Source organism: Paenibacillus sp. PastM-3 (assembly GCF_029893965.1).
In the GTDB taxonomy this organism is placed as follows: Bacteria; Bacillota; Bacilli; order Paenibacillales; family Paenibacillaceae; genus Paenibacillus_AQ.
Map to the genome: position 1 here is coordinate 59,470 of NZ_JARXXP010000014.1, position 21,278 is coordinate 80,747.

Genomic DNA, 21,278 nt, shown 5'->3' on the forward strand with positions numbered 1-21,278 from the left:
CGTTTCTGCGAGAAAAAAAGGATTATTGATAGCAACCTCAAGTGATTATCAGTGTCCGTCCGCTTAACGCAGCTAAGCTTCAGCTGTTATTGGCGGTATGCCGCCAGCTTGTCGTTAAGACCGCGGGTCTGTCCGTATACTTCCTGGTAAAGAGCAAACAGTCCGTCATAGACGGCTGCCTCTTTCTCATTCGGTTTGAATACTTCTGCCGGCCGGATGAACGCTTCGGCGCATTCACCCAGCGATCCGAACCAGCCGCTGCCGTACGCTGCCAGCATAGCTGCGCCCATTGCAGGCCCCTGCTCGCTTTCCAGCTTGATAATGGAAGCATTGAAAATATCAGCCTGCATCTGCAGCCACGCTTCATTCTTGGCACCGCCGCCGATGGCGATGATTTCCGTAATTTCTTTACCCGATTCACGCACGATCTCAATTGACTCACGCAGCGAGAACGTGATGCCCTCCAGCACCGAACGTGTAAAGTGAGCCAGTGTATGGCCGGAATCCATGCCGATGAAGCTGCCGCGGATGTTGGCATCCGGATGCGGCGTGCGTTCACCGCTGATGTACGGGGTGAACAGCAGACCACCGCTGCCTGCCGGGATAGAAGGTACGCCGGACAAAAGCTCATCAAAGCTCTTCTCAGCCGCAAAGGTTTCCTTGAACCAGGTGAGACTGTGACCTGCCGCCAGCGTTACGCCCATGATATAGAAGGCATCCTTCTCACTGTGGTTGAAGAAGTGAACCTTGCCTTCGAGGTTAAGATCCTTGTTGGTTTCATAGGACAGCACAACACCGGAAGTGCCGATACTGCACATGGTCCGGCCTTCGCCGAGGATTCCCGCTCCCAGCGCGCCGCAGGCATTGTCGGCACCGCCGGCGAATACCTTCGTCGAAGTCAGCAGCCCGGAAGCCCCGGCAATTTCAGGCAGCAGCGTGCCGGTCTGCTCGAACGATTCCACCAGTCTCGGGCACAAGGACAGCGGCAGGGAGAAGGCTTCAGCAATCTCCGGGCTCCATTGCTTCGCGCCCACGTCCAGCAGCAAGGTTCCCGCTGCATCGGAATAATCCATCGCATAATCGCCGGTCAGCCGGAAGCGCACATAATCCTTAGGCAGCAGGAACTGATGAGCCTGCTCCAGCACCTCAGGCTCGTTCTCCTGAACCCAGAGAATCTTCGGCAGTGTGAAGCCCTCCAGCGCCTTATTTCTGGCGATGTCGATCAGCTTCGTTCCGAGCGTCTTCTCGATCTTGCGGCACTGCGCCGTAGTCCGCGTATCATTCCAGAGAATAGCCGGACGCAGCACCTTGCCCTCGCTGTCCACCAGCACCAGCCCGTGCATCTGGCCGGAGAAGCTGAGCCCGTCTACCTGTGACGGATCAACACCCGACGTTTCGATCAGCCTGCGCAGGCTGACCAGCGTTCCCTGCACCCAGTCCTCGGGATTCTGCTCGCTCCAGTTCGGCTGCGGTCTGCTAAGCGGATAAGCTTCCGAATGCTCAAAGGCTACCCTCCCCTGCGGGTCAACGAGTACCGTCTTAACCGCGCTCGTTCCCAGGTCGACACCGATTACATATTTCATAGTTAGCCTCCTAAAAATAATATGTAGCATATCCGATTCATTAAAACAAGAAAAGGGGCTGCCGAAGAATGCCTTCTTCAGCAACCCCCGTTGCGTTAGTTATAGAGGAACCGGCAGCAGAGCCGCTGGTTCCCGGCAGTTCTGCTTACTCTACAGTAAGAATGTACTGGTTCAGAGTTGCTCTGAGCAGCTCTTGACGTCCGGACTGGTTCGGACGCGGATTTTCATTGTTCAGCGCATAGTCGGCAAGGGAAGCCAGGGTAGCTTTGCCGGATACGATGTCAGCGCCTACGCCTTCAGTGAAGCTGCTGTAGCGTTTAGCGATGAAGTCATCGAATACGCGGTCTTCGATCAGCTTGGCAGCCACTTTCAGACCCTTGGCATATACGTCCATGCCGGAGATGTGTGCCAGGAACAGATCCTCAGGCTCGAAGGAAGGACGGCGTACCTTGGAGTCGAAGTTGATACCGCCTTTGCCGAGTCCGTCGTTCTTCAGTACTTCATACAGGGTCAGGGTAGCATCATAGATGCTTGCAGGGAATTCATCTGTATCCCAGCCCAGCAGCGGATCGCCCTGGTTCGCATCCAGCGATCCCAGCATGCCGTTAATGCGTGCTACACGCAGCTCGTGCTCGAAGGTGTGTCCTGCCAGTGTGGCATGGTTGGCTTCAAGGTTCAGCTTGAAGTGCTTCTCAAGATTGTATTTCTGCAGGAAGGCGATGCAGGTTGCCGCGTCAAAGTCATATTGGTGTTTGGTAGGCTCTTTCGGTTTAGGCTCGATCAGGAACTGGCCGTCGAAGCCGATTTCCTTGGCGTAGTCTACTGCCATGCTGAACAGGCGGGCAATGTTGTCCTGCTCAAAAGACATATCCGTATTCAGCAGCGTTTCGTAGCCTTCGCGTCCGCCCCAGAATACATAGTTGTCAGCGCCCAGACGTTTACCGACTTCCAGACCTTTCTTCACTTGTGCGGCTGCGTGTGCGAACACATCGGCATTGCAGGTGGAGCCTGCACCGTGCATGAAGCGCGGGTTGGTGAACATGTTGGCTGTGTTCCACAGCAGTTTTTTGCCGGAAGCCTTCATGCCCTGTTCAAGGATGTCAACGATGGTGTCGATGTTGCTGTAGAACTCACGCAGGGATGCGCCTTCCGGAGCGATATCTACGTCGTGGAAGCAGTAGTATTGCAGGTCCATCTTTTCCATGAATTCAAAAGCGGCTTCTGCACGTGCCTTAGCTTTGTCCAGTGTGCTCAGCTTATCCCATGAACGGACTGCTGTTTCAGCGCCGAACGGATCGGAACCGCCTGCTGTTAATGTATGCCAGTATGCCATTGCAAATTTCAGGTGCTCTTCCATCGTTTTGCCGGCTACGATTTCTTTCGGATTGTAGAATTTGAATGCGTAAGGGTTGGTGGAACGGCTGCCCTCATAAGAAATTTTGCCCACTGTTTCGAAATAAGCCATTAGTAATCCTCCTCTATTCTGCTTCGCCCGCAAGCGTTTACAGCATCATCTTAACACATCTCTCTGACTTTGTATATTGGTTAAACAAAGTTTTAAAAACTTTTTTTCGCGGCGGAACCTGACCATAAAGTACCCGCCTACTGCAGCACGTATGCGTTCTACCGGCGGCAATCAGCTTCGGCCTTTTTTCAGGACTGCTGCTGCAAAGCCTGTTGCTTTTTAAGAGACATCGCACTAGACTAAAGGTCATATGTTAATGAGAACGTTGTCAAAAAAGGAAGTGTAATGCGTGAAGGTTACTGCCGACCAGGCACTGGTCAAAAAGATCAATAAGTCGCTTATTCTACATACAATCCGCATGCACGCCCCCGTCTCGCGGGCCAGGGTGTCCGAGATGACCGGCCTTAATAAAGCCACCGTCTCCAATCTCGTTGCCGAGCTGTGTACCCAGGAGCTGGTTACCGAGGCCGGGCCCGGGGAGTCCAGCGGCGGACGCAAGCCGCTGATCCTGCATTTTAATGCTGCGGCCGGCAGCGTCATCGGCATCGAGCTGCGGGTGAAGCAGCTGACCGCCGTGCTGTGCGATCTGGATGGAGGCGTTCTGCAGGAAGTGGACTACCCGCTGGCTGCACATGATTTCCCTTATGTGCTCGAGCAGATGAAGCGCATTATCAGCGGACTAATCGCCCAGGCTCCACCTTCCCCCTATGGCCTTGTAGGGATCGGCGTAGGTGTTCCGGGCATGGTGGATGACGGAATTGTGCTGTTCGCACCCAACCTTGGCTGGGAAATGGTCGATCTGCGGGGCATGCTGGAGAGCAGCTTCGAGGTGCCTGTTACCATTGACAATGAAGCGAATGCCGGTGCGCAGGGCGAGCTCAATTTCGGTGCGGCGCGCGATGTGCGGCACCTTCTGTACATCAGTGCCGGATCAGGGATCGGCTCGGGGATTATTATCGGCGGAGAGCTGTACAAGGGCGCGCGCGGCTATGCCGGAGAGACCGGCCACATGACGATTGAGGCGCAGGGCAAGCCCTGCAGCTGCGGCAGCCGTGGGTGCTGGGAGCTGTATGCCTCGGAGAAAACATATGACAATCCGGACCTCTCCCTGCCTGCACGCACAACGGGTGAGCTTGTCCGTCACGCCATATCCGGGCAGCCGGATGTTCTGCAGCACTTCGCCTCGATCGGGGAATATCTGGGGATCGGCGTAACCAATCTGATCAACAGCTTCAATCCGGAGCTGATTGTTATCGGCGGAGCGTTATCGGAAGCTGAGCCCTGGCTGGGCGGGCCGCTCCGCCGGGTCGTAGCCGAGCGCACGCTCCCCTACCACAAGCAGCAGCTGGAGATTACCTTCTCCCGCCTGGGGAGCCGCGGAACCGTAATCGGTGCCGGATTCTCGGCCGTCATGCATTTTCTTGGCAATATCCGGGTAACCCTATAAATAAATTGACGTAAAATTGCCGCAATTAGGGCAGCTTGGGTGCAGCAAAAACAACAGGAATGTTTTATAATTAAATTCATATAAGTGTGATATATGTCACACTGGTTTTCCCTGAACGGAGAGTGAGTTTATGACCTATGTTGATACATCTGACATTTCGGCGCAGATGTTCATCACTGTGCTGCTGCTTTTACTCATTATCGCTCCTTTGGTCAGCCTCGGTGTACTGCGCCTGTTTCAATCGAAGAAAAAGTCAGGCATCCTGCTGATTATTAGCGGTGCCGCTGTCTATGGCGTTTTTCAGGTTGTCATGTCTATCACCCATATGTTTGCTTAACGTATATTACCGGATGGATGTTCATGCGGGTCCAAGAGAAAAGGCCATACTGTCCCGGAAGGGACGGCATGGCCTTTTAAAATATTGAGTCCAAAGGAGACACAGAAATAATGACTATCGCAGCGGTTCTTTTTGATTTGGACGGAACATTGCTAGACCGGGACTCATCACTACTACTATTTGTCAGAGATCAATACCATCGTTACCCGGAGCTTCAAACCATTGACGAAGAGATCTTTGTTCAACGTTTTATTGAACTTGATAATCATGGATACGTATGGAAGGATAAAGTATATCAACAGCTTCTACATGAATTCCCCATTCAAAACATCGACTGGGCATTACTTTTAAATGACTACATAAAGAACTTTCATAAGCATTGTACAGGTTTTCCGAACCTTCTAAAAATGCTTACCGCATTAAAGAAACAAGACATAAAGTTAGCCTTGGTCTCAAACGGTTTTGGCCAATTTCAATATGATAATTTCAAGGCCTTACACATTGAACATCTATTTGACGAGGTACTAATATCTGAATGGGAAGGACTGCGGAAGCCTGATAAAGCTATTTTCAATCGTGCACTCGCTAAACTTGGAGTAACCGCCGAAAAAGCTCTATTTGTTGGAGATCATCCTGATAACGATATACGGGCAAGCCGTGACGCTGGAATGAAGGCAGTCTGGAAACGAAATGGGCCGGTTAATGCTATTCCTGATGCTGATGCTATAGTGGATGATTTAGAGGAACTGGTAAATATAATACTACACTACATAACCCAATCATCTTGATAATCTAATGGATCCAGGTTTCCAGTTAAAAGAACTCACATTCTGCTCTGCGCCAGCGCGTTTACGGACAATACGCAGGCAAAACGCTCCACTCCGGGGTATTTTTCACCCAGGCTGGTAACGGCAAAGCCCGCGCTTCTGTAGAATCCGGCAGCCTCATGATCTGTTTCGGCTTTAATTGTCTCTACTCCGGCCGCCCGGCCGATCTCCTCAATCATCCCGCGCCCGATTCCTTTGCCCTGCCATTCCGGCTTCACGGCAATATGCCTGATTTCTACCATATGCTCACTATGCCGCTGCAGCCCTATGATTCCGCTCAGCTCACCATTTATAAAACAGCCGAACAGCTCCCTCGAATCACCGGTAAAATACCGGTTCATCTCCTGTTCCGCAGCCTCTTTCCCACCAGTCATACACAGGGCAAGCAGCTCCATCACCGCGTCATGGTTCCAATAATCCCTTAAGCATATCAACAAGACACACAGCCCCCCATTGAAGTTGGAATAGCGAAAGCAAAGACCGCCCCCTTAAGGAAGCGGCCGGTACATATTCTATAATGAACAACGGTTGCTTATACAGTTGCCAGTGCTTTAGCGAATTGGGTTTTGTTCATGCCTACGATTTTGAAATCGCCGATCACCGTTACAGGCACTGCTCTCATTCCCATATCCCATACCTGCTGGGCAAAATCATCGTTCTGCTCAATGTTGCGCTCCTCGTAGGGTACGCCTTTTTCACTCAGGAAGCTTTTGACCTGACGGCAGTGCGGACAATTGGTGGATGTGTACACAATTACATTTTCCATCGGATGTTCCCTCCTAAAAGAATTTTACAGAATAACAGCGCTGTGTTCCAGGCTTTCGATGTATTTCTCGGCGTCCATAGCTGCCATACATCCGCTGCCTGCTGCAGTAATTGCCTGTCTGTATCGGGTATCCTGTACGTCGCCGCAAGCGAAGACGCCCGGAATGTTCGTTTCGGAAGTGCCCGGATTGGTCACGATGTAGCCGTTAGCATCGGTAGTAATCTGTCCGCCGAGGAAAGAAGTGTTCGGATGGTGCCCGATGGCTACGAATACGCCGCTTGCTTCAATCAGTTCTTCTTGACCGGTTATATTGTTCAGCACCTTAAGTCCGGTTACGCCTTTATCGCCGGCTACTACTTCCAGCGGAGTGCGGTTGAGACCCCAGGTTACTTTGTTGTTGTCGCGTACACGCTCCTGCATAATCTTGGAGCCGCGCAGCTCTTCACGGCGGTGTACCAGGGTAACCTTGGATGCAAAACGGGTCAGGAAGCCTGCTTCCTCAAGTGCGGAATCTCCGCCGCCGACAACGACAATCTCTTTACCGCGGAAAAAGAATCCGTCACAGGTAGCGCATGTGCTGACGCCACGGCCGATATTGTCCTGCTCACCCGGAATGCCGAGGTACTTGGCTGTTGCACCGGTGGAGATGATCAGGGTATCTGTTACCAGCTCACCCATACCTTCCACATGCAGCTTGAACGGGCGGTCACCCAGCTCCACGCTGTTCACCCAGCCGGTAATAAACTTCGCACCGAAGCGCTCAGCCTGCTGACGCATATTATCCATAAGTTCCGGACCCATAATCCCTTCAGGGAATCCCGGGAAATTCTCAATTTCAGTTGTAGTAGTAAGCTGTCCACCCGGCTGCGGGCCTTCAATAACCAGCGGGTTCAGGTTGGCACGGGCCAGATAAATAGCAGCAGTCAGTCCGGCCGGTCCGGTACCAACAATAATGGATTTGTACATAATGATATCCTCCTTGAGATGGACGGCTGAGCGCCGGATCTGCAAATGCTTATTTAAAATAATTATAATGTAGTATTTATTATGATCATCTCAAGGGAATATGTCAATATGCCAGACTCGTGTGAATGGACCTTTTTTGTGAACAATTCAATTTTAAGCAATTTATTTTCTGGAAGCAGGATTGTTACCCTGATTATATAGATTGAACTAATGATTTTTATGTTCGGATTGGCCCATTCCCCGGAATATATCCGCTGTTCGCAGCCTCATTATCTTAACAGCCTGAGCCCGTTCAGAATGACCAGGATGGTACTGCCTTCATGGCCCACTACGCCGAACGGGAGAGCAATCCCCTGCAAAAAGTTGCTCAGCATCAGCGTAACAATCACTGTCACCGCAAAAATCATATTCTGCTTCACAATCCGCTGCGTCCGGCGGGCCAGCTCAATGGTCGAAGCAATCTCTTCGATATTGTCATTCATCAATACAACATCGGCAATTTCCAGTGCAGCGCCGCTGCCTTTCATCCCCATACCGATGCCTACTGTAGCCGTTGCGAGTGCCGGAGCATCATTAACGCCGTCGCCGACCATCACGACCTGCCCGTATTGCCCGCGCAGCTCCTTGATCCGTGTAACCTTATCCTCCGGCAAAAGATCGGCAAATACCAGATCCACTCCCGTCTTGCCGGCCATTACACCTGCCGCAGCCTTCCGGTCTCCTGTCAGCATCGCTACCTTGACTCCCAGCCTATGCAATTTCTGCACAGCGGCTGCCGCCTGCGGACGCACCGTATCCTGCAGAGCGATCATCCCGGCGATCCGCTCCTCCTCCAGGATCAGGGAAACGGTTTTGCCTTCACTCTCCAGCTGCGCCCGGGCCGCTGTCCACTGTGCATGACCGGCAGCCTCCGCTGGTGCCTGCTCATCGAGGATGTCCGATCTGCCGATTCTCCACAGCCTGCCGTCAATGCGTCCTTCAATTCCCCAGCCGGTTATGGACTTGTTCTCTTCGGTGCTGTACAGCTCCACCTGCTCCTCCTCGGCCAGCCGGACAACGGCTTCTGCCAGCGGATGACGGGACAGCTTTTCAATGGAAGCACTGACGGCCAGCAGCTCTTCACGGCTGTAGCCTTCTCCTGTAATCAGATCGGTGACCTGCGGCACACCCTCAGTCAGCGTCCCCGTCTTGTCAAAAGCGACCACCTTCACCTTTGCCATATTCTCCAGATGGACGCCGCCTTTGAACAAAATGCCTTTGCGTGCGCTTTTGGAGATGGCCGACAGCATGGCGGGCATGATCGATGAAACGAGGGCGCACGGAGATGCGACCACCAGGAACACCATCGCTTTATAGAAGGTATTGCTCCAGCTCCAGTCCAGCACAAACGGCGGCAGGGTAATCAATGCTGCAGTAGCGATAACAACAACCCGGGCATAAACAGACTCCAGACGTTTAATGAACCGCTGCGAATCCGGCACTTCCGTTTCCGCTTCCTCAACCATCCGGATGATCTTGGCAAAAAGTGTGTTCTCAGCAGAAGTGGTAACCTCAATATACAGCGGACCTTCTCCGTTGACAGTGCCTGCAAACACTTCGCTGCCTGCAGCCTTCTCAACCGGCAGCGATTCGCCGGTGATGGAGGCCTGATTAACCGACGACTCCCCCCGGCATACCTTGCCGTCCGCCGGAATCAGCTCACCCGGACGGACCAGCAGCAGATCGCCTACCGCCAGCTGGTCAATCGGTACCTCACTCATCGCTCCCTGCTCAATGCGGATCGCCGTTGCCGGCTTCAACGCCATCAGTGCGGAGATATCCTTTTTGCTGCGTTCCATTGTATAGCTCTCCAGCGCTCCGCTCATGGCAAAAATAAAGATCAGCATCGCGCCCTCATTCCAGTAGCCAATCGATGCCGCCCCCAATGCAGCGGCGATCATCAGCAGATTGACGTCGAGGTCACGCTCTTTGACCAGCGTCTCCACGCCTTCTTTGGCCTTGATCCAGCCGCCTACTGTATAGGAGATTACATAGAGCACTATGGACAGCACCTCCGACCAGCCGCTGGCTGCCCAGGCAATGAGCATCAGCAGACCGCTGCCGAGTGCAGCCTGCATTTCCGGATTGCCCAGCATGGCGACTGGATCAAATCGCCGCGGCTTAGGCGCCCGGGGCTGCTGCCCGGTGCCCTGGCGGGCTGTTGATTTAGGGAGTTGTTTGGATGTTGCTTGCATAGTTAATCACCTTCCTGAATGTATTGGGGGATGAACCCCGGGGTGTGGCCGGCAGTTGCCGGCTGCTAACTGGTTAAATGCCTGTTCAGCCTTACTGAGAATGAGAGCCATTATTACAGCCCCTAAAATGACACATGCTGCCCCGGCTCAGCCGGGACAGCATGATAAATGAGAATGATAATCATTGTTGTACTATTGCAAATATATTTCCTCAGTGCAACTTATACCTATACTATACCACTTTATGCGCGAAAGTAAACCCCGCGATTAGCCTGAACGCCTGAATGAATGTGCCAGATTTACGGATTTTAATAACCAGGGGCTCTATATAACCTTATACAAGCCCTCTCATAACCGGTTATTCCCCGGTTGCTTGGTGATTAGCTGGATGTAAGCAAAGAGCAGAGAAAGTAGAGGGAATTATAGTGGGAGTTGTAGTGGAAGTTGTAGTGGAAGTTGTAGTGGGAGTTGTAGTGGGAGTTGTAGTGGGAGTTGTAGTGGGAGTTGTAGTGGGAGTTGTAGTGGGAGTTGTAGTGGGAGTTGTAGTGGGAGTTGTAGAGGGGAATTAATGACACTAAATTAATGACACTTTTTATTGAGAATTAAGTGGACGAGGGCTACCCTGCATCTAAGTGGATTTTCGCCAACTAATTTGAGTGTTTCTCGGCATTTCAGGTCATTAGGTGGAAAAACAACACTTATTTTTGACCGTAAGCTCCATTTGGAGTTTGAACCGTAGAATTAAGTGGCGTTTATCCACCTAATCGCATCTTCTTCGTATATAGCCCTGAAATAGATGGTGTTTTTCCACTTAGTTAGATTAGCGGGCCCTATGGATTGGTTGCCGAGTAATAAATACAACATAGTCGCATTCCGTCCACTCCTGTTCCGGCTTCCCGGCGGCTTCAGCTCATCTGCTGTACTCTTCGCAATTAAAAAGGCGGCATCCGCTTTTGAGCAGGATACCGCCTAGACAAGTGTATGAATTGTTGAAGTGCACTTATTCCCCGTTGCTGGGGCTAAACCGGATGAGATGAACAGCTGTACAAAGTTCAGCTGCAGAAAAAGATGAGGCCTTCCCTTCTGAAACTAGCGGCCGGCTAATTTATTAGGTGCGCCTGTTGAATAAAAGCAGCTGATTCTTATGTTGTGCCTCTATCTGAGTATAGTGCTCAGGGTAAAACACAGCGAAACTTTGGGCTGCCATAAGAGCGGTTTACCTGCAGAGTTCCGGAGCTATATTAGCTGTATACAGGTGGTACTACCTGCAGATTTCAGGAGCCGCATTAGCTGTATTCTGGCACTATACTGCAGAGTTCAAGGGCCCAACTGGCTGTATGCAGAAGAGGACAGGTAAAACTCAGGGCTGCAAGCCTACAGCCATCCTTCGGCGGCTGTGTCGGTGTTGTCCTGCCGGGCCATCCAGGTCAGGCAGGCCGCCCGCAGCAGCGCCTCCGTCCGCTGGCCGGCGCTGCAGAAGATCCCGCTCATGCCGATCCGGTACAGATCGGCAAGCGCTCCCGCCGCCGGCGCCCCGGCGGCGAGCACCACAGCCGCCGGCTTCACGCGCCGTACGGCGGCAAGCACGGCTTCCGCCGCCAGGACGAAGTCCGCGGCGGCGGGCTCCTCCGGCGCGGCAGGCTCCGCCGCGCCGTCCAGCACCAGGAAATCGGCGATGCGCGCGATTTCCCCCGCGGCGGCGGGCGGCATACCGGGGGCGATACGCGCCCCGATGCTGCACGCCGCCGCGTAAGCGTGGCCGAGAGTCTGCTCGGCCACGTCCTCGATGAATTCGCGCTGCACCGCGAATTCGGCGCTGCTGGCGGGGTACGGCGCCAGCAGATCGATGCGGCTGTCGCTGCCCAGCCGCTGGTTCGCCGCCACGGCGGCGAACAGGGCTTCGAGCTGCACGTCCTGCAGCTCCTTCAGCTTGCCGGGCCGGACTGCCAGCTCCGGCGTGTGCAGCAGTGTGACAGCGGCCCAGATGCTGTCCGCCGATTCCAGCAGGGCAGCGGAAGCAGCCCGCAGCCGGTAATAAATGCGCTGCAGGGTGCGCTCGGCCTGCAGCGCATCCTCGCTATACAGCCAGCATTCATATAATCCGGCCAGCTCCGGCGTTTGAAGCCATTCTTCACTCCGGATCAGGCATGGTCCAGCCGGGAAGGCGCCCGGTTCATCCCGCAGCAATGGCCGGTCTCCTTGCCCCTCACGCAATACCAGGAAGGCAGGGCGCTCTCCGGTCCGCCTTAGATAGGCACGGCCGGGCGGTTCCGCCCCCCTGCCCGCCTTCTCTGCGGTGATAAACTCCGCGGCAGCGGAAGCTACAGATGCAGCCTGACTCATCTCCACTCCTAGCGCCCGGTCAGCAGCACTATACTTGAACGGGCGCTCCCCATTATCGCGATTGTGATCCTGCTGTCGTTCACCCTTCATCACCGCACCCACCTTTTTTGGCTTTGGATTGCTGCCGGATGTGTCCTGCAGATCCATGCTGTTTCCGGCATTTAACATTTCTACATCTTATAAATACTGAAGCAGCCCCGGAAATATGCAAACGGTCTCAATTAACAGGCATACAACAGCATGTTACCCGGAGCAAAATGATAATCAGCGAGCATAAGAGTGCTCTGGCTACACCAAGCTTCGTACAGCCGGAGACAAAAAAAATCTCTGCCGCCCTCCCTTCATCCAGCCCTAATCTTTAGGCTGAACAAAGGCGAGCACGGTAGAGACCCTTCCTATTGCCGCAAACTGATTTTTTCTTACTGCTGACTTGCAGCGATGGCCTGCTCCAGATCATACAGGATATCATCGATTGCTTCCGTACCGATCGACAGGCGCAGAAGCTCAGGTTTAACGCCTGCAGCTGTCTGCTCTTCAGCGGACAACTGCTGGTGGGTGGTGCTGGCAGGATGAATGATCAGCGACTTGGAATCGCCGACATTAGCCAGGTGGGAGAACAGCTTCACATTCTCAATCAGCTTGACGCCGGCGGCAGTGCCGCCTTTAATACCAAAGGTGAGGATGGCCCCCTGGCCCTTAGGCAGATATTTCTGCGCAAGCGCGTAGGAAGGATGGCTCGGCAGACCGGCATAGCTGACCCACTCTACATCTTTATGGTTTTCCAGGTACTGCGCCACTTGGAGTGCATTCTGGCTGTGGCGTTCCAGCCTCAGATGCAGCGTTTCAAGCCCCTGCAGCAGCAGCCAGGAGTTAAACGGTGAAATCGCGGCTCCCAGATCACGCAGCAGCTGGACACGTGCTTTGATAATATAAGCAATCGGTCCTACCGCTTCCGTGTACACGACCCCGTGATAGCTCGGGTCCGGTTCGGTCAGGCCCGGGAATTTGCCGCTTGCCTTCCAGTCAAATTTACCGCCGTCAACGATAATGCCGCCAATGGAAGTGCCGTGTCCGCCGATAAATTTGGTGGCCGAATGAACCACGATATCTGCCCCGTGCTCAATCGGACGCAGCAGGTACGGGCTCGGGAATGTATTGTCAACAATCAGCGGAATGCCATGCTCATGGGCAATTGCTGCAACAGCTTCAATGTCCAGCACATTCCCTTGCGGATTACCAATGGTCTCGGCATAAAGCGCCTTGGTCTTATCCGTAATGGCAGCGCGGAAATTTTCCGGGTTATCGGAATCCACGAACTTGACCTTAATTCCCAGCTTAGGCAGCGTGGTTGAGAACAGATTATACGTTCCGCCATACAGGCTCGCTGAGGATACAACCTCATCGCCCGCACCGGCAATATTCAAAATCGAGAAGGAAATGGCCGCCTGTCCGGAAGCCGTCGCGAGCGCGCCTGCACCGCCTTCAAGAGCAGCAATCCGCTGCTCGAACACATCCGTAGTCGGATTCATCAGGCGCGTATAAATATTGCCGAATTCCTTCAGTGCAAACAGATTGGCAGCATGCTCGGCATCCCGGAAACCATAGGAAGTGGTCTGATAAAGCGGTACTGCACGCGATAGTGTAGTGGGATCAATCTCCTGGCCGGCATGAACAGCCAAAGTTTCGAACGACAGCTTACGGTCTTCTGACATTGGTATTTCCTCCCCTGTGATCATTAGTGGCAAACATTAACAATTAAGAATTGTAACTATTCTCTCACAAATGATGTTATTTGGGAAGCAAAAATTCTTATTAATCCGGTGTGTTTTATTATATTTATAAAACATCCATTCTAACCATGCTCTTCCCTCCAGATTAGCCTAAATCCGCACGAAAGTACACGCTTACATTTTGTTGCTGCAGTTATATCCAACAATCATTAGAAATTAACCGTTTTAAGTGTACCAAATACCCTATGTGTGCAGTGGATATAAACGTATGGCTGTATCCCCCGCTCAGCTCCCTGCCTGGTTTCAGCTCATAGGCCGCTTCCCGGCCTACCTTTCGCCACCTGCAGCTCACCTGTAGCTCATCTGCCGCCTCCCGGCACAACTCCCCGCTTGCTTTCAGCTCATCAGCCGACTGCCCACAGCTAACTCGCACTACTCTGCCCTGTTTCCTCCAAGCACTCCACCTGCGAAACAATACTCCCAATTATACTCCTGCCTGCAGCTTCGGCAAAAAATAATACACCAGGCCGTCTACTAGCTCCTCCTTGCGTTGAAAGCCCAGCCGCTCCAGCAGCCGGGCTGAGCGCTCATTTGCCGGATCGGCAGTTGCTTCAATGAGCTCCAGCCCCATTTGTTCAAAGCCCACCCGGATCACCTGTGTAATCGCTTCTGTCATGAACCCCCGGCCCCACCAGGCTGTAGACAGATCGTAGCCGATTTCTGCCCTGGCCTGCGTACCGGCTACCCAGCAGTGAAAACCGCAGGTTCCTGCCAGCTGCCCGCTTGCCTTATCAAAGATTCCCCAGCGGCAGCCGGAATCCTCGGTGTGAAACCGGATAATCTCTGATGCCTCCGCCATATCTTTGCACGGGGGAATGTCCATATACCGCGTAACCTCTCCATCCGCAAAATGCCGGAACACCGCTGCACTGTCGCTTTCTTTTAACACCCTTATGTATAACCTCTCCGTTTCCAGCTCCGGAAAAACAAACTTTTCCGCCATCCGTCTTCCTCCCGACCAGCCAAATTCACCTTCCTGATATAAAAAAACAGGAGAACAATAAAGAATAATGTTCCCCTGCTTGTCCTGCCGCTAAAAAAACTGCTTATTAGTAGCTGCTCTGGCTCTGCTCACCCTTGGCAATGGCTACCCCGCCGCTCGTTCCGATCCGGGTTGCGCCCGCTCCGATCATGATTAGCGCGTCTTCGCTGCTGCGTACGCCGCCGGAAGCTTTTACACCGATGTCAGGACCTACGGTTGCACGCATCAGCGCGATGTCTTCCTTCGTTGCCCCGCCTGTAGAGAAGCCCGTCGAAGTTTTCACGAAATCTGCACCTGCTTCTACAGCAAGCTTGCAGGCGCGAACCTTTTCTTCTTCGCTCAGGAGGCAAGTCTCGATAATGACTTTGGTCAGCGCTTTGCCGCGTGCCGCCTCAACAACAGCTGCGATATCACGCTGCACCAGCTCGTCGTCCCCGTCCTTCAAAGCGCCGATGTTGATGACCATATCTACTTCGCCAGCACCGTTTGCAATCGCATTGGTTGTTTCAAAAGCTTTGGTCTCCGGAGTTGAAGCTCCCAGCGGGAAGCCGATTACGGTGCATACCTTGACTTCAGGAGTATCCTTCAGCACTTCATGGGCTACTGCCACCCACGCCGGGTTGACGCAGACAGACGCAAATTTGTAGGTTTTGGCTTCTTCCGCCAGCTTAATGATATCTTCCTTGCGGGCATCCGCTTTGAGCAGCGTATGATCTATGATCCGGGATATTGTGTTCTCACTCATTGTTAATTCCTCCATGGTTGTAGATGTTTTCACACCTTGTAATCATACCAATAGTGGCCTGCTTTGGAAAGCAAAAGGGCATCCGGCATCCTTCCCGGCAGCTTAACGGCATAAAATCTAAATCCTATTTACTAATTTATGAATACCTTTTTTTAACATTTATCTAGTGATAAGGAGATGTTTGGACAGATGGGAAGCTTTAATTTTGCAACAAATTCCGCAGAAGCTATTCTAAATATACAGGTGGAAGGAACAATGTCGGAGGAGGATGCCGGACGTTTTATCCAGGAATACAATCAGACTGCGAGCCAGTTCGACCCTTCCCGGTACGACATTGTGCTGGATTGCACCAAGCTGAATGTCTCCACTGCTGATGTCCTGCCTATGCTGGAGCAGTGCTATCTTTTGTATCAGCAGTCCGGCTTCAAAAAGGTGATCTTCACCATCACCAAGAGCCCGATCCTCAAAATGCAGCTCAGCCGGGTCGCCCGCAGCACAAAACTTGAAAATTACGAAATTATCGAAGTGTAGGTGAAGCTCATGGAGCATACCGGTGACAATATCAGAATTTGCAATGCCGCTTATTATCATCCGCAGCATGTGGTAGACAATGATTATTACTTGGAGCACTTCGCCGCCCAAGGCAAGGATATCAAGAGGTTTCTGGAAATGATGGGCCGTGAGCACAGGTATATTATTAAGGATGAACATGAGAATGCTTTAACCATGGGCTATGAGGCAGCACAAAAAGCTCTGGCCGATGCCGGGCTGGGGGGTGAGGATCTTGATATGATCGTATTCGCCTCACAGACACCGGAATATACGTACCCGACCAATGCCCTGCTGCTGCATCACCGGCTTGGCGGCAAGCACCGTGCTATTACACTCGATTCCAATGCCAACTGTGCAGGAATGGTGACTGCTGTCGAGCAGGCCAGCCGCTATATGCAGGCTAACCGCAGCATCCGCTACGCGCTGATTGTCGGCAGCGACTACAGCTCCATTAACTGCAGGACAGACGATAAGATTACATATCCCAATTTCGGGGATGCCGCTGCTGTCATTCTGGAGCGGACCCCGGAAGCTTCGGGCTTCAAGGACTCCATATACTATACCGATTCCGCAATCTTGGAGAGCATTACCTTTCCGGCCTGCGGACTGTCCGGCATTTACCGGGAGGGCATAACGCAGGATGATTTCAAGCTCCGCTGGAATCCCTTCGACGGTTCCGTATGTGTTGAAGCAGCGGTTAATGACATTAAGGAACTGCTGGAGCGGAACGGTCTTGCTGCCGGAGATATTTCCGCGTTTTGCCTTTCGCAGTTTTCGCTGAAGAATATCGAGCTGATCCAAAAAGGCCTTGGCCTGGAAGCTGAGGCTGAAAGGTTCATCTATGTTGGCGGCGAGTTCGGTAATACAGCGACCAGCAGATCGGACAAGCCTGCCGATGAAGCTGTTTATCGAGCCTTGCCCGGAAATCAACTTGCGGGCAGGCTCTCTTTTATATACAAATTGATGCCCGGTGCCTTCTCCTGCCCACGATATGCGTCGCTTCAGCCCCGATCCGCTCAGAAAATAAATCCTCGGGCAAAATACACCTGCTGCCTATGGAGTCTGCAGGTTCAGGCCTTCGGAAGTAAGCCGGTATTCCTCTGCTGCGGATTCACCCAAATCAGCGGCTTCATAGATCAGATCGTCCCTCAGCACCACGGAATCTGCCTGCAGGGCATCATTTAGATAAGCCTCCTCGGCATGTCCGTCATGCCAGCGGTACACATAGGCAGCCATGGGCGTACCGTGAGCAGACACCACTTCAGCACTTCCATCCCGGTCAACATCAGCTTCACGGGTATGTCCGGTGTCCACCTGAAGGATTCCCGAAGGTATTCCCTTCTTATCAATTGTGTAGTAACTGCTGAGCGTTGAGTTGGCACCCAGTCCTCCGGTGATTTTTATAGCTATACCTTTAAAAACGCGCACCGCGGCTGCATTCAGATCCTCTTCTTTACGGTAATTATAGGTACCGGCCGGACCGAGGCTGTAAAGGGCTGAAGTTGTCCTGAGGGCAGCATATACATAGTCCGCATCTCCCGGAAGGGTATAAAAGGTAATCTCAATTCCGCCAAAATCCTTTATCCGCTGCACTGACACCGTCTCAGCGTCTGCAGGCATGCCTGCCGAGGCTTCGGCCTGCGGCGGCAGCTTTGCTTCCTGCCAGTCCAGGGTGATGATAGCTTCCGGCTGCGTATGGTCCGGGGGCGGAATTGATGTAGTTACTGTTGCCTGCTCCGGAGCTGCAGGTATGGATGGCTCAGCGGCGGGAGTGGACGATACATCGCTGGGAATGGACGCCGGAGCATTAGAGTCGGGTAACGAGGCCGTGTTAACGGACCTTATAACACGAGACTGTTCTGCATCATTGCTGCCGGAAAATCCGCATCCTGTGGTGAGCAGGGACAGTGCGGCCAGCAGCGCTGCCGCTTTGGGAATGATGTTCATCGGGTGACACCTCTGGCTTAATGGAATTATTACTAAAAGGAATTATTACTTAAAAGTATAAGTACCCCATCGCTGGCAAAGGTAACGATATAGATGCATTGCGACTACAATGTTGTTGCATTTCCGGCTGCGGCTTTCGCCCAGTTGGCTCCGTGAGGCGAAATCAAGGGCATTTTTGCCTTTGATTATGCCCATTCGGCTCAGCACCGGCGCTTGAAGACCGGAGCTCAGAATCCAAAGCTGCCATAATCAAAAAAAACAGCTCTCTCCGCAGAGAAAGCTGTCTGTCCTGATATAATTAACCCCGGTTAGGCATGTCCGCCAGACAAGCCAAGCCCGATGCGGTCAATGAGCTCTGTGCTTTGTTCGTTTAAGCCGGTAATGGTTACTTTTTTGCCCAAAGCCCCATATCTGCTGATGGTTTTGGCAATCGCTCCGGCGGCTGACTGATCCCATACATGGGATTGGGTAAAATCGATGACAATCTGCTCCGGATCGGCCTCATAATTGAACTCATGGACAAAATGACTGGTCGTTCCAAAGAACAGCTGGCCCTGGACTGTATAAGTAGCGGTATCACCGGCTGTGCGGACGCTCAGGCTGATTGAAGCGATTTTCCAGGCAAAGGAAAGTGCGCTGAGCAGAACACCGAACAGTACGCCGATCGACAAATTATCTGTAGCTACTACTGTCACTACCGTAACGATCATTACCAAGGCATCTGCACGCGGAACGCGGGCCAGCGACGTTAAAGAGCTCCACTCAAAGGTGCTGACGCAGACCATGATCATGACTCCGACCAGTGCACCCATCGGAATCTGCTTGACTACATCACCAAGCACAAGAATCAGAATCAGCAGAAAAATCCCGGATACCAAAGTGGACAGGCGGGTCCGTCCGCCCGATTTCATATTGACCATAGACTGGCCGATCATTGCACAGCCTGCCATACCGCCGAAGAAGCCGGTGACGATATTTGCCAGCCCCTGGCCTTTGGCCTCGCGGTTCTTATCGCTTGGAGTGCCTGTAATATCGTCAATTAGCGTTGCCGTCATCAGCGATTCAAGCAGACCGACTACGGCGAGCGACAAGGAATACGGCAGAATGGTCAGCAGCATATCCAGCGTAAGCGGCAGCTGCGGGAGATGGAAGAGCGGCAGGGCCGAGGTGATCTCTCCCATATCCCCTACCCGATTCACATCAAGATCAAGCACAATACTGAGCACCGATACAATAATGATAGCCACAAGCGCTGACGGCACCGCCTTCGTAAAACGCGGAACCGTGTAGATAATAACCAGTGTCAGGGCCACCAGGGCATACATCACCCAGCCCTGCCCCTCAAAATGTACAAGCTGGGCCATAAAGATCAGAATCGCCAGCGCGTTGACAAAGCCGGTCATGACCGGTTGCGGCAGGAAGGTAATGAACCTGCCCAGCTTCAGCATACCCATCAGAATCTGAAAGATTCCGCAGAGAATCGTCGCCGCGAACAGGTACTCGATGCCGTGATTCAGCACAAGGCTGCCGACGAGCAGAGCCATAGCTCCGGTCGCTGCCGAAATCATGCCAGGCCGGCCGCCGGCGAGTGCAGTGATTACCGCAATGCAGAAGGAGGCGTACAAACCGACCATCGGGCTGACTCCGGCCAGGATAGAGAACGCGATTGCTTCCGGAATCAGCGCTATGGCCACGGTCATGCCCGACAGTACATCACTTCTGGTGTTGGATAACCAGCCGTTATTTAATTGATTTTGCTTCAAAATGCTGTTTCCTCCTGTGTCTGTTAAGGTTATAGGCACATCCCTAAGATGTCCCGGTCCGGTGCAACGCCAATGTTCCCCATTGTACCCGACATCCCTTAATCCCCACAAAAGTTACACATGCACTTGTAAGCGGTTGTTTCAGACCATTTCTCACAATTACTGCTATTTCCTCGCAAATCCGGTCATTTTTAATTTTGGCGGAACAGCCCGGAAGCCTTAACCTCGCTGAAGAAGGTGTTGAACTCCTCGATGTTCAGCTGCTGCGCCGCATCGGAGAGCGCAGTGGCCGGATCGGGATGAACCTCTACCATAATACCGTCGGCACCGGCGGCAAGCGCAGCCTTGGCACAAGGAATTAGGATATCCTTGCGTCCGGTAGAGTGTGTAACATCGACCAGAACCGGCAAATGGCTCTCCTGCTTGAGAATCGGTACTGCCGATATATCAAGTGTATTGCGCGTCCATTTCTCATAGGTGCGGATTCCGCGTTCAATCAGCATAACCTGGGTATTGCCGCGTGACATAATATATTCAGCTGCATGCAGGAATTCTTCCATTGTCGCCGCAAGCCCCCGCTTCAGCAGCACCGGCTTGTTCAGCTCCCCGGCCGCCTTCAGCAGCTCGAAGTTCTGCATGTTGCGTGCACCGATCTGGATAATATCCACATAGTCCAGCGCAGGCTCCAGGTGGGCCGGGTCAACGATCTCACTGATCGTCAGCAGGCCGTATTCATCAGCTGCTTCGCGGAGGATGCGCAGTCCGTCCATGCCAAGCCCCTGGAAGTCATAAGGTGAAGTCCGGGGCTTGAAGGCGCCGCCGCGCATTACCTTGATTCCGGCCTTTTGCAGTGCCGCAGCAACAGTGCGGGTCTGCTGCTCACTCTCTACCGAGCAAGGTCCGGCAACCATAACCGAGGACAGACCGCCGATTGCAATATCCCCCGGAAGGACAATAACTGTGTCTTCCTTGTGACTTTTCCGGCTGACCAGCAGGCTTTTCTTGTGCTCAGCAGACTGCAGATCCAGAGAAGCAGCGAAAATCTGTTTGAAGAGGCTGCGGATCGTTCCCGCGGTGAAAGGTCCTTTATTGCTCGCTACAAGCTTCTCCAGCATCGCTTTTTCACGTTCCGGATCGAATTTCGGCACACCCTGCTTTTCTTTTACAACGCCAATTTCCTGTACAACCTGCGCACGCTCCGAGATCAGCTCCAGCAGCTGTCCGTTAATCTCATCCAGGCGCGCTCTCAATTCATCCAGTTCCACATTAGTCATTTACCTTCCACTCCCTCTTGAAATATTCAAATTTATGAACGCAAAAAGGCCCCCCGCCGCAAGGGACGAGGAGCCGTGGTACCACCCTTATTTAGAGACAGGTCCTATGTATGGCGGAAGAAACGGCATTGCCATTCTTCAGACCAGGGCCAGCTCTGTCTTACACCCGTTAACGCGGGGCGCGGACCCACCTACGCATAAATGCTGCAGCAGATACTTCAGGGGCCGACTCGGAAGTGAACTTCAGTATTAAACGT

The 21,278-nt window shown here is 52.9% G+C and carries 18 protein-coding genes; 6 read left to right on the forward strand and 12 right to left on the reverse strand.

The features are described from left to right. Positions 1-86 precede the first annotated feature (86 nt). Positions 87-1,583, reverse strand: a complete 1,497-nt coding sequence (xylB, locus tag M2108_RS19165; RefSeq protein WP_277470968.1) for a xylulokinase — start codon at positions 1,581-1,583, stop codon at positions 87-89. Between the two features lie 145 nt (positions 1,584-1,728). Further along, complete coding sequence (xylA, locus tag M2108_RS19170) at positions 1,729-3,048, reverse strand: xylose isomerase (protein ID WP_277470969.1); 1,320 nt, start codon at positions 3,046-3,048, stop codon at positions 1,729-1,731. A 289-nt stretch (positions 3,049-3,337) separates the two neighbouring features. Here xylA and M2108_RS19175 point away from each other — a divergent pair, with 289 nt between their 5' ends. From M2108_RS19175 to M2108_RS19185, 3 genes are all read left to right on the forward strand, one after another. Then, complete coding sequence (locus tag M2108_RS19175) at positions 3,338-4,495, forward strand: ROK family transcriptional regulator (RefSeq protein WP_277470970.1); 1,158 nt, start codon at positions 3,338-3,340, stop codon at positions 4,493-4,495. A gap of 130 nt (positions 4,496-4,625) precedes the next feature. Next, complete coding sequence (locus M2108_RS19180) at positions 4,626-4,832, forward strand: hypothetical protein (RefSeq protein WP_277470971.1); 207 nt, start codon at positions 4,626-4,628, stop codon at positions 4,830-4,832. A 110-nt stretch (positions 4,833-4,942) separates the two neighbouring features. Further along, positions 4,943-5,620, forward strand: coding sequence for an HAD family hydrolase (locus M2108_RS19185; RefSeq protein ID WP_277470972.1), 678 nt, complete (start codon positions 4,943-4,945; stop codon positions 5,618-5,620). Positions 5,621-5,655: 35 nt separating this feature from the next. Here the strand turns inward: M2108_RS19185 and M2108_RS19190 are convergent, their stop codons facing one another. The 4 genes from M2108_RS19190 to M2108_RS19205 form a co-directional block, all read right to left on the reverse strand. Continuing rightward, positions 5,656-6,096 carry a GNAT family N-acetyltransferase gene (locus M2108_RS19190; protein ID WP_280777147.1) on the reverse strand — a complete coding sequence of 147 codons (441 nt, stop codon included), beginning with the start codon at positions 6,094-6,096 and terminating at the stop codon, positions 5,656-5,658. Between the two features lie 95 nt (positions 6,097-6,191). After that, complete coding sequence (locus M2108_RS19195) at positions 6,192-6,425, reverse strand: glutaredoxin family protein (RefSeq protein WP_068729715.1); 234 nt, start codon at positions 6,423-6,425, stop codon at positions 6,192-6,194. Positions 6,426-6,449: 24 nt separating this feature from the next. Further along, a complete protein-coding gene (gene trxB, locus M2108_RS19200; protein ID WP_068729713.1) occupies positions 6,450-7,391 on the reverse strand; it encodes a thioredoxin-disulfide reductase in 942 nt (313 codons plus the stop codon). Positions 7,392-7,660: 269 nt separating this feature from the next. Continuing rightward, complete coding sequence (locus M2108_RS19205) at positions 7,661-9,625, reverse strand: heavy metal translocating P-type ATPase (protein ID WP_277470973.1); 1,965 nt, start codon at positions 9,623-9,625, stop codon at positions 7,661-7,663. A 425-nt stretch (positions 9,626-10,050) separates the two neighbouring features. On the opposite strand from M2108_RS19205, the gene M2108_RS19210 reads away from it, so the two are divergent. Then, positions 10,051-10,194, forward strand: a complete 144-nt coding sequence (locus M2108_RS19210) for a hypothetical protein (protein WP_277470974.1) — start codon at positions 10,051-10,053, stop codon at positions 10,192-10,194. A gap of 805 nt (positions 10,195-10,999) precedes the next feature. Here M2108_RS19210 and M2108_RS19215 read toward each other — a convergent pair. The 4 genes from M2108_RS19215 to deoC all read right to left on the reverse strand — a co-directional run bounded on the left by M2108_RS19215 (position 11,000) and on the right by deoC (position 15,485). Beyond that, a complete protein-coding gene (locus M2108_RS19215) occupies positions 11,000-11,812 on the reverse strand; it encodes a hypothetical protein (RefSeq protein ID WP_277470976.1) in 813 nt (270 codons plus the stop codon). Positions 11,813-12,387: 575 nt separating this feature from the next. Beyond that, a complete protein-coding gene (locus M2108_RS19220; RefSeq protein ID WP_090714569.1) occupies positions 12,388-13,680 on the reverse strand; it encodes a homocysteine synthase in 1,293 nt (430 codons plus the stop codon). Between the two features lie 502 nt (positions 13,681-14,182). Next, entirely contained in the window at positions 14,183-14,701 is a 519-nt protein-coding gene (locus M2108_RS19225; RefSeq protein WP_277470977.1) for a GNAT family N-acetyltransferase, read from the reverse strand. 106 nt (positions 14,702-14,807) lie between these two features. Next, the gene (gene deoC / locus M2108_RS19230; RefSeq protein WP_277470978.1) at positions 14,808-15,485 is read right to left on the reverse strand and encodes a deoxyribose-phosphate aldolase; all 678 of its coding nucleotides are present in this window, start codon (positions 15,483-15,485) and stop codon (positions 14,808-14,810) included. Positions 15,486-15,740: 255 nt separating this feature from the next. Here deoC and M2108_RS19235 point away from each other — a divergent pair, with 255 nt between their 5' ends. Beyond that, entirely contained in the window at positions 15,741-16,016 is a 276-nt protein-coding gene (locus M2108_RS19235) for a hypothetical protein (RefSeq protein ID WP_277470979.1), read from the forward strand. A gap of 9 nt (positions 16,017-16,025) precedes the next feature. Next, positions 16,026-17,222, forward strand: a complete 1,197-nt coding sequence (locus tag M2108_RS19240) for a beta-ketoacyl-[acyl-carrier-protein] synthase family protein (RefSeq protein WP_277470980.1) — start codon at positions 16,026-16,028, stop codon at positions 17,220-17,222. Between the two features lie 1,070 nt (positions 17,223-18,292). On the opposite strand, the gene M2108_RS19245 is transcribed toward M2108_RS19240, so the two are convergent. Further along, a complete protein-coding gene (locus tag M2108_RS19245; RefSeq protein WP_277470981.1) occupies positions 18,293-19,747 on the reverse strand; it encodes a SulP family inorganic anion transporter in 1,455 nt (484 codons plus the stop codon). Positions 19,748-19,938: 191 nt separating this feature from the next. Further along, a complete protein-coding gene (locus M2108_RS19250) occupies positions 19,939-21,021 on the reverse strand; it encodes a bifunctional 3-deoxy-7-phosphoheptulonate synthase/chorismate mutase (protein ID WP_068729691.1) in 1,083 nt (360 codons plus the stop codon). Positions 21,022-21,278 lie beyond the last annotated feature (257 nt).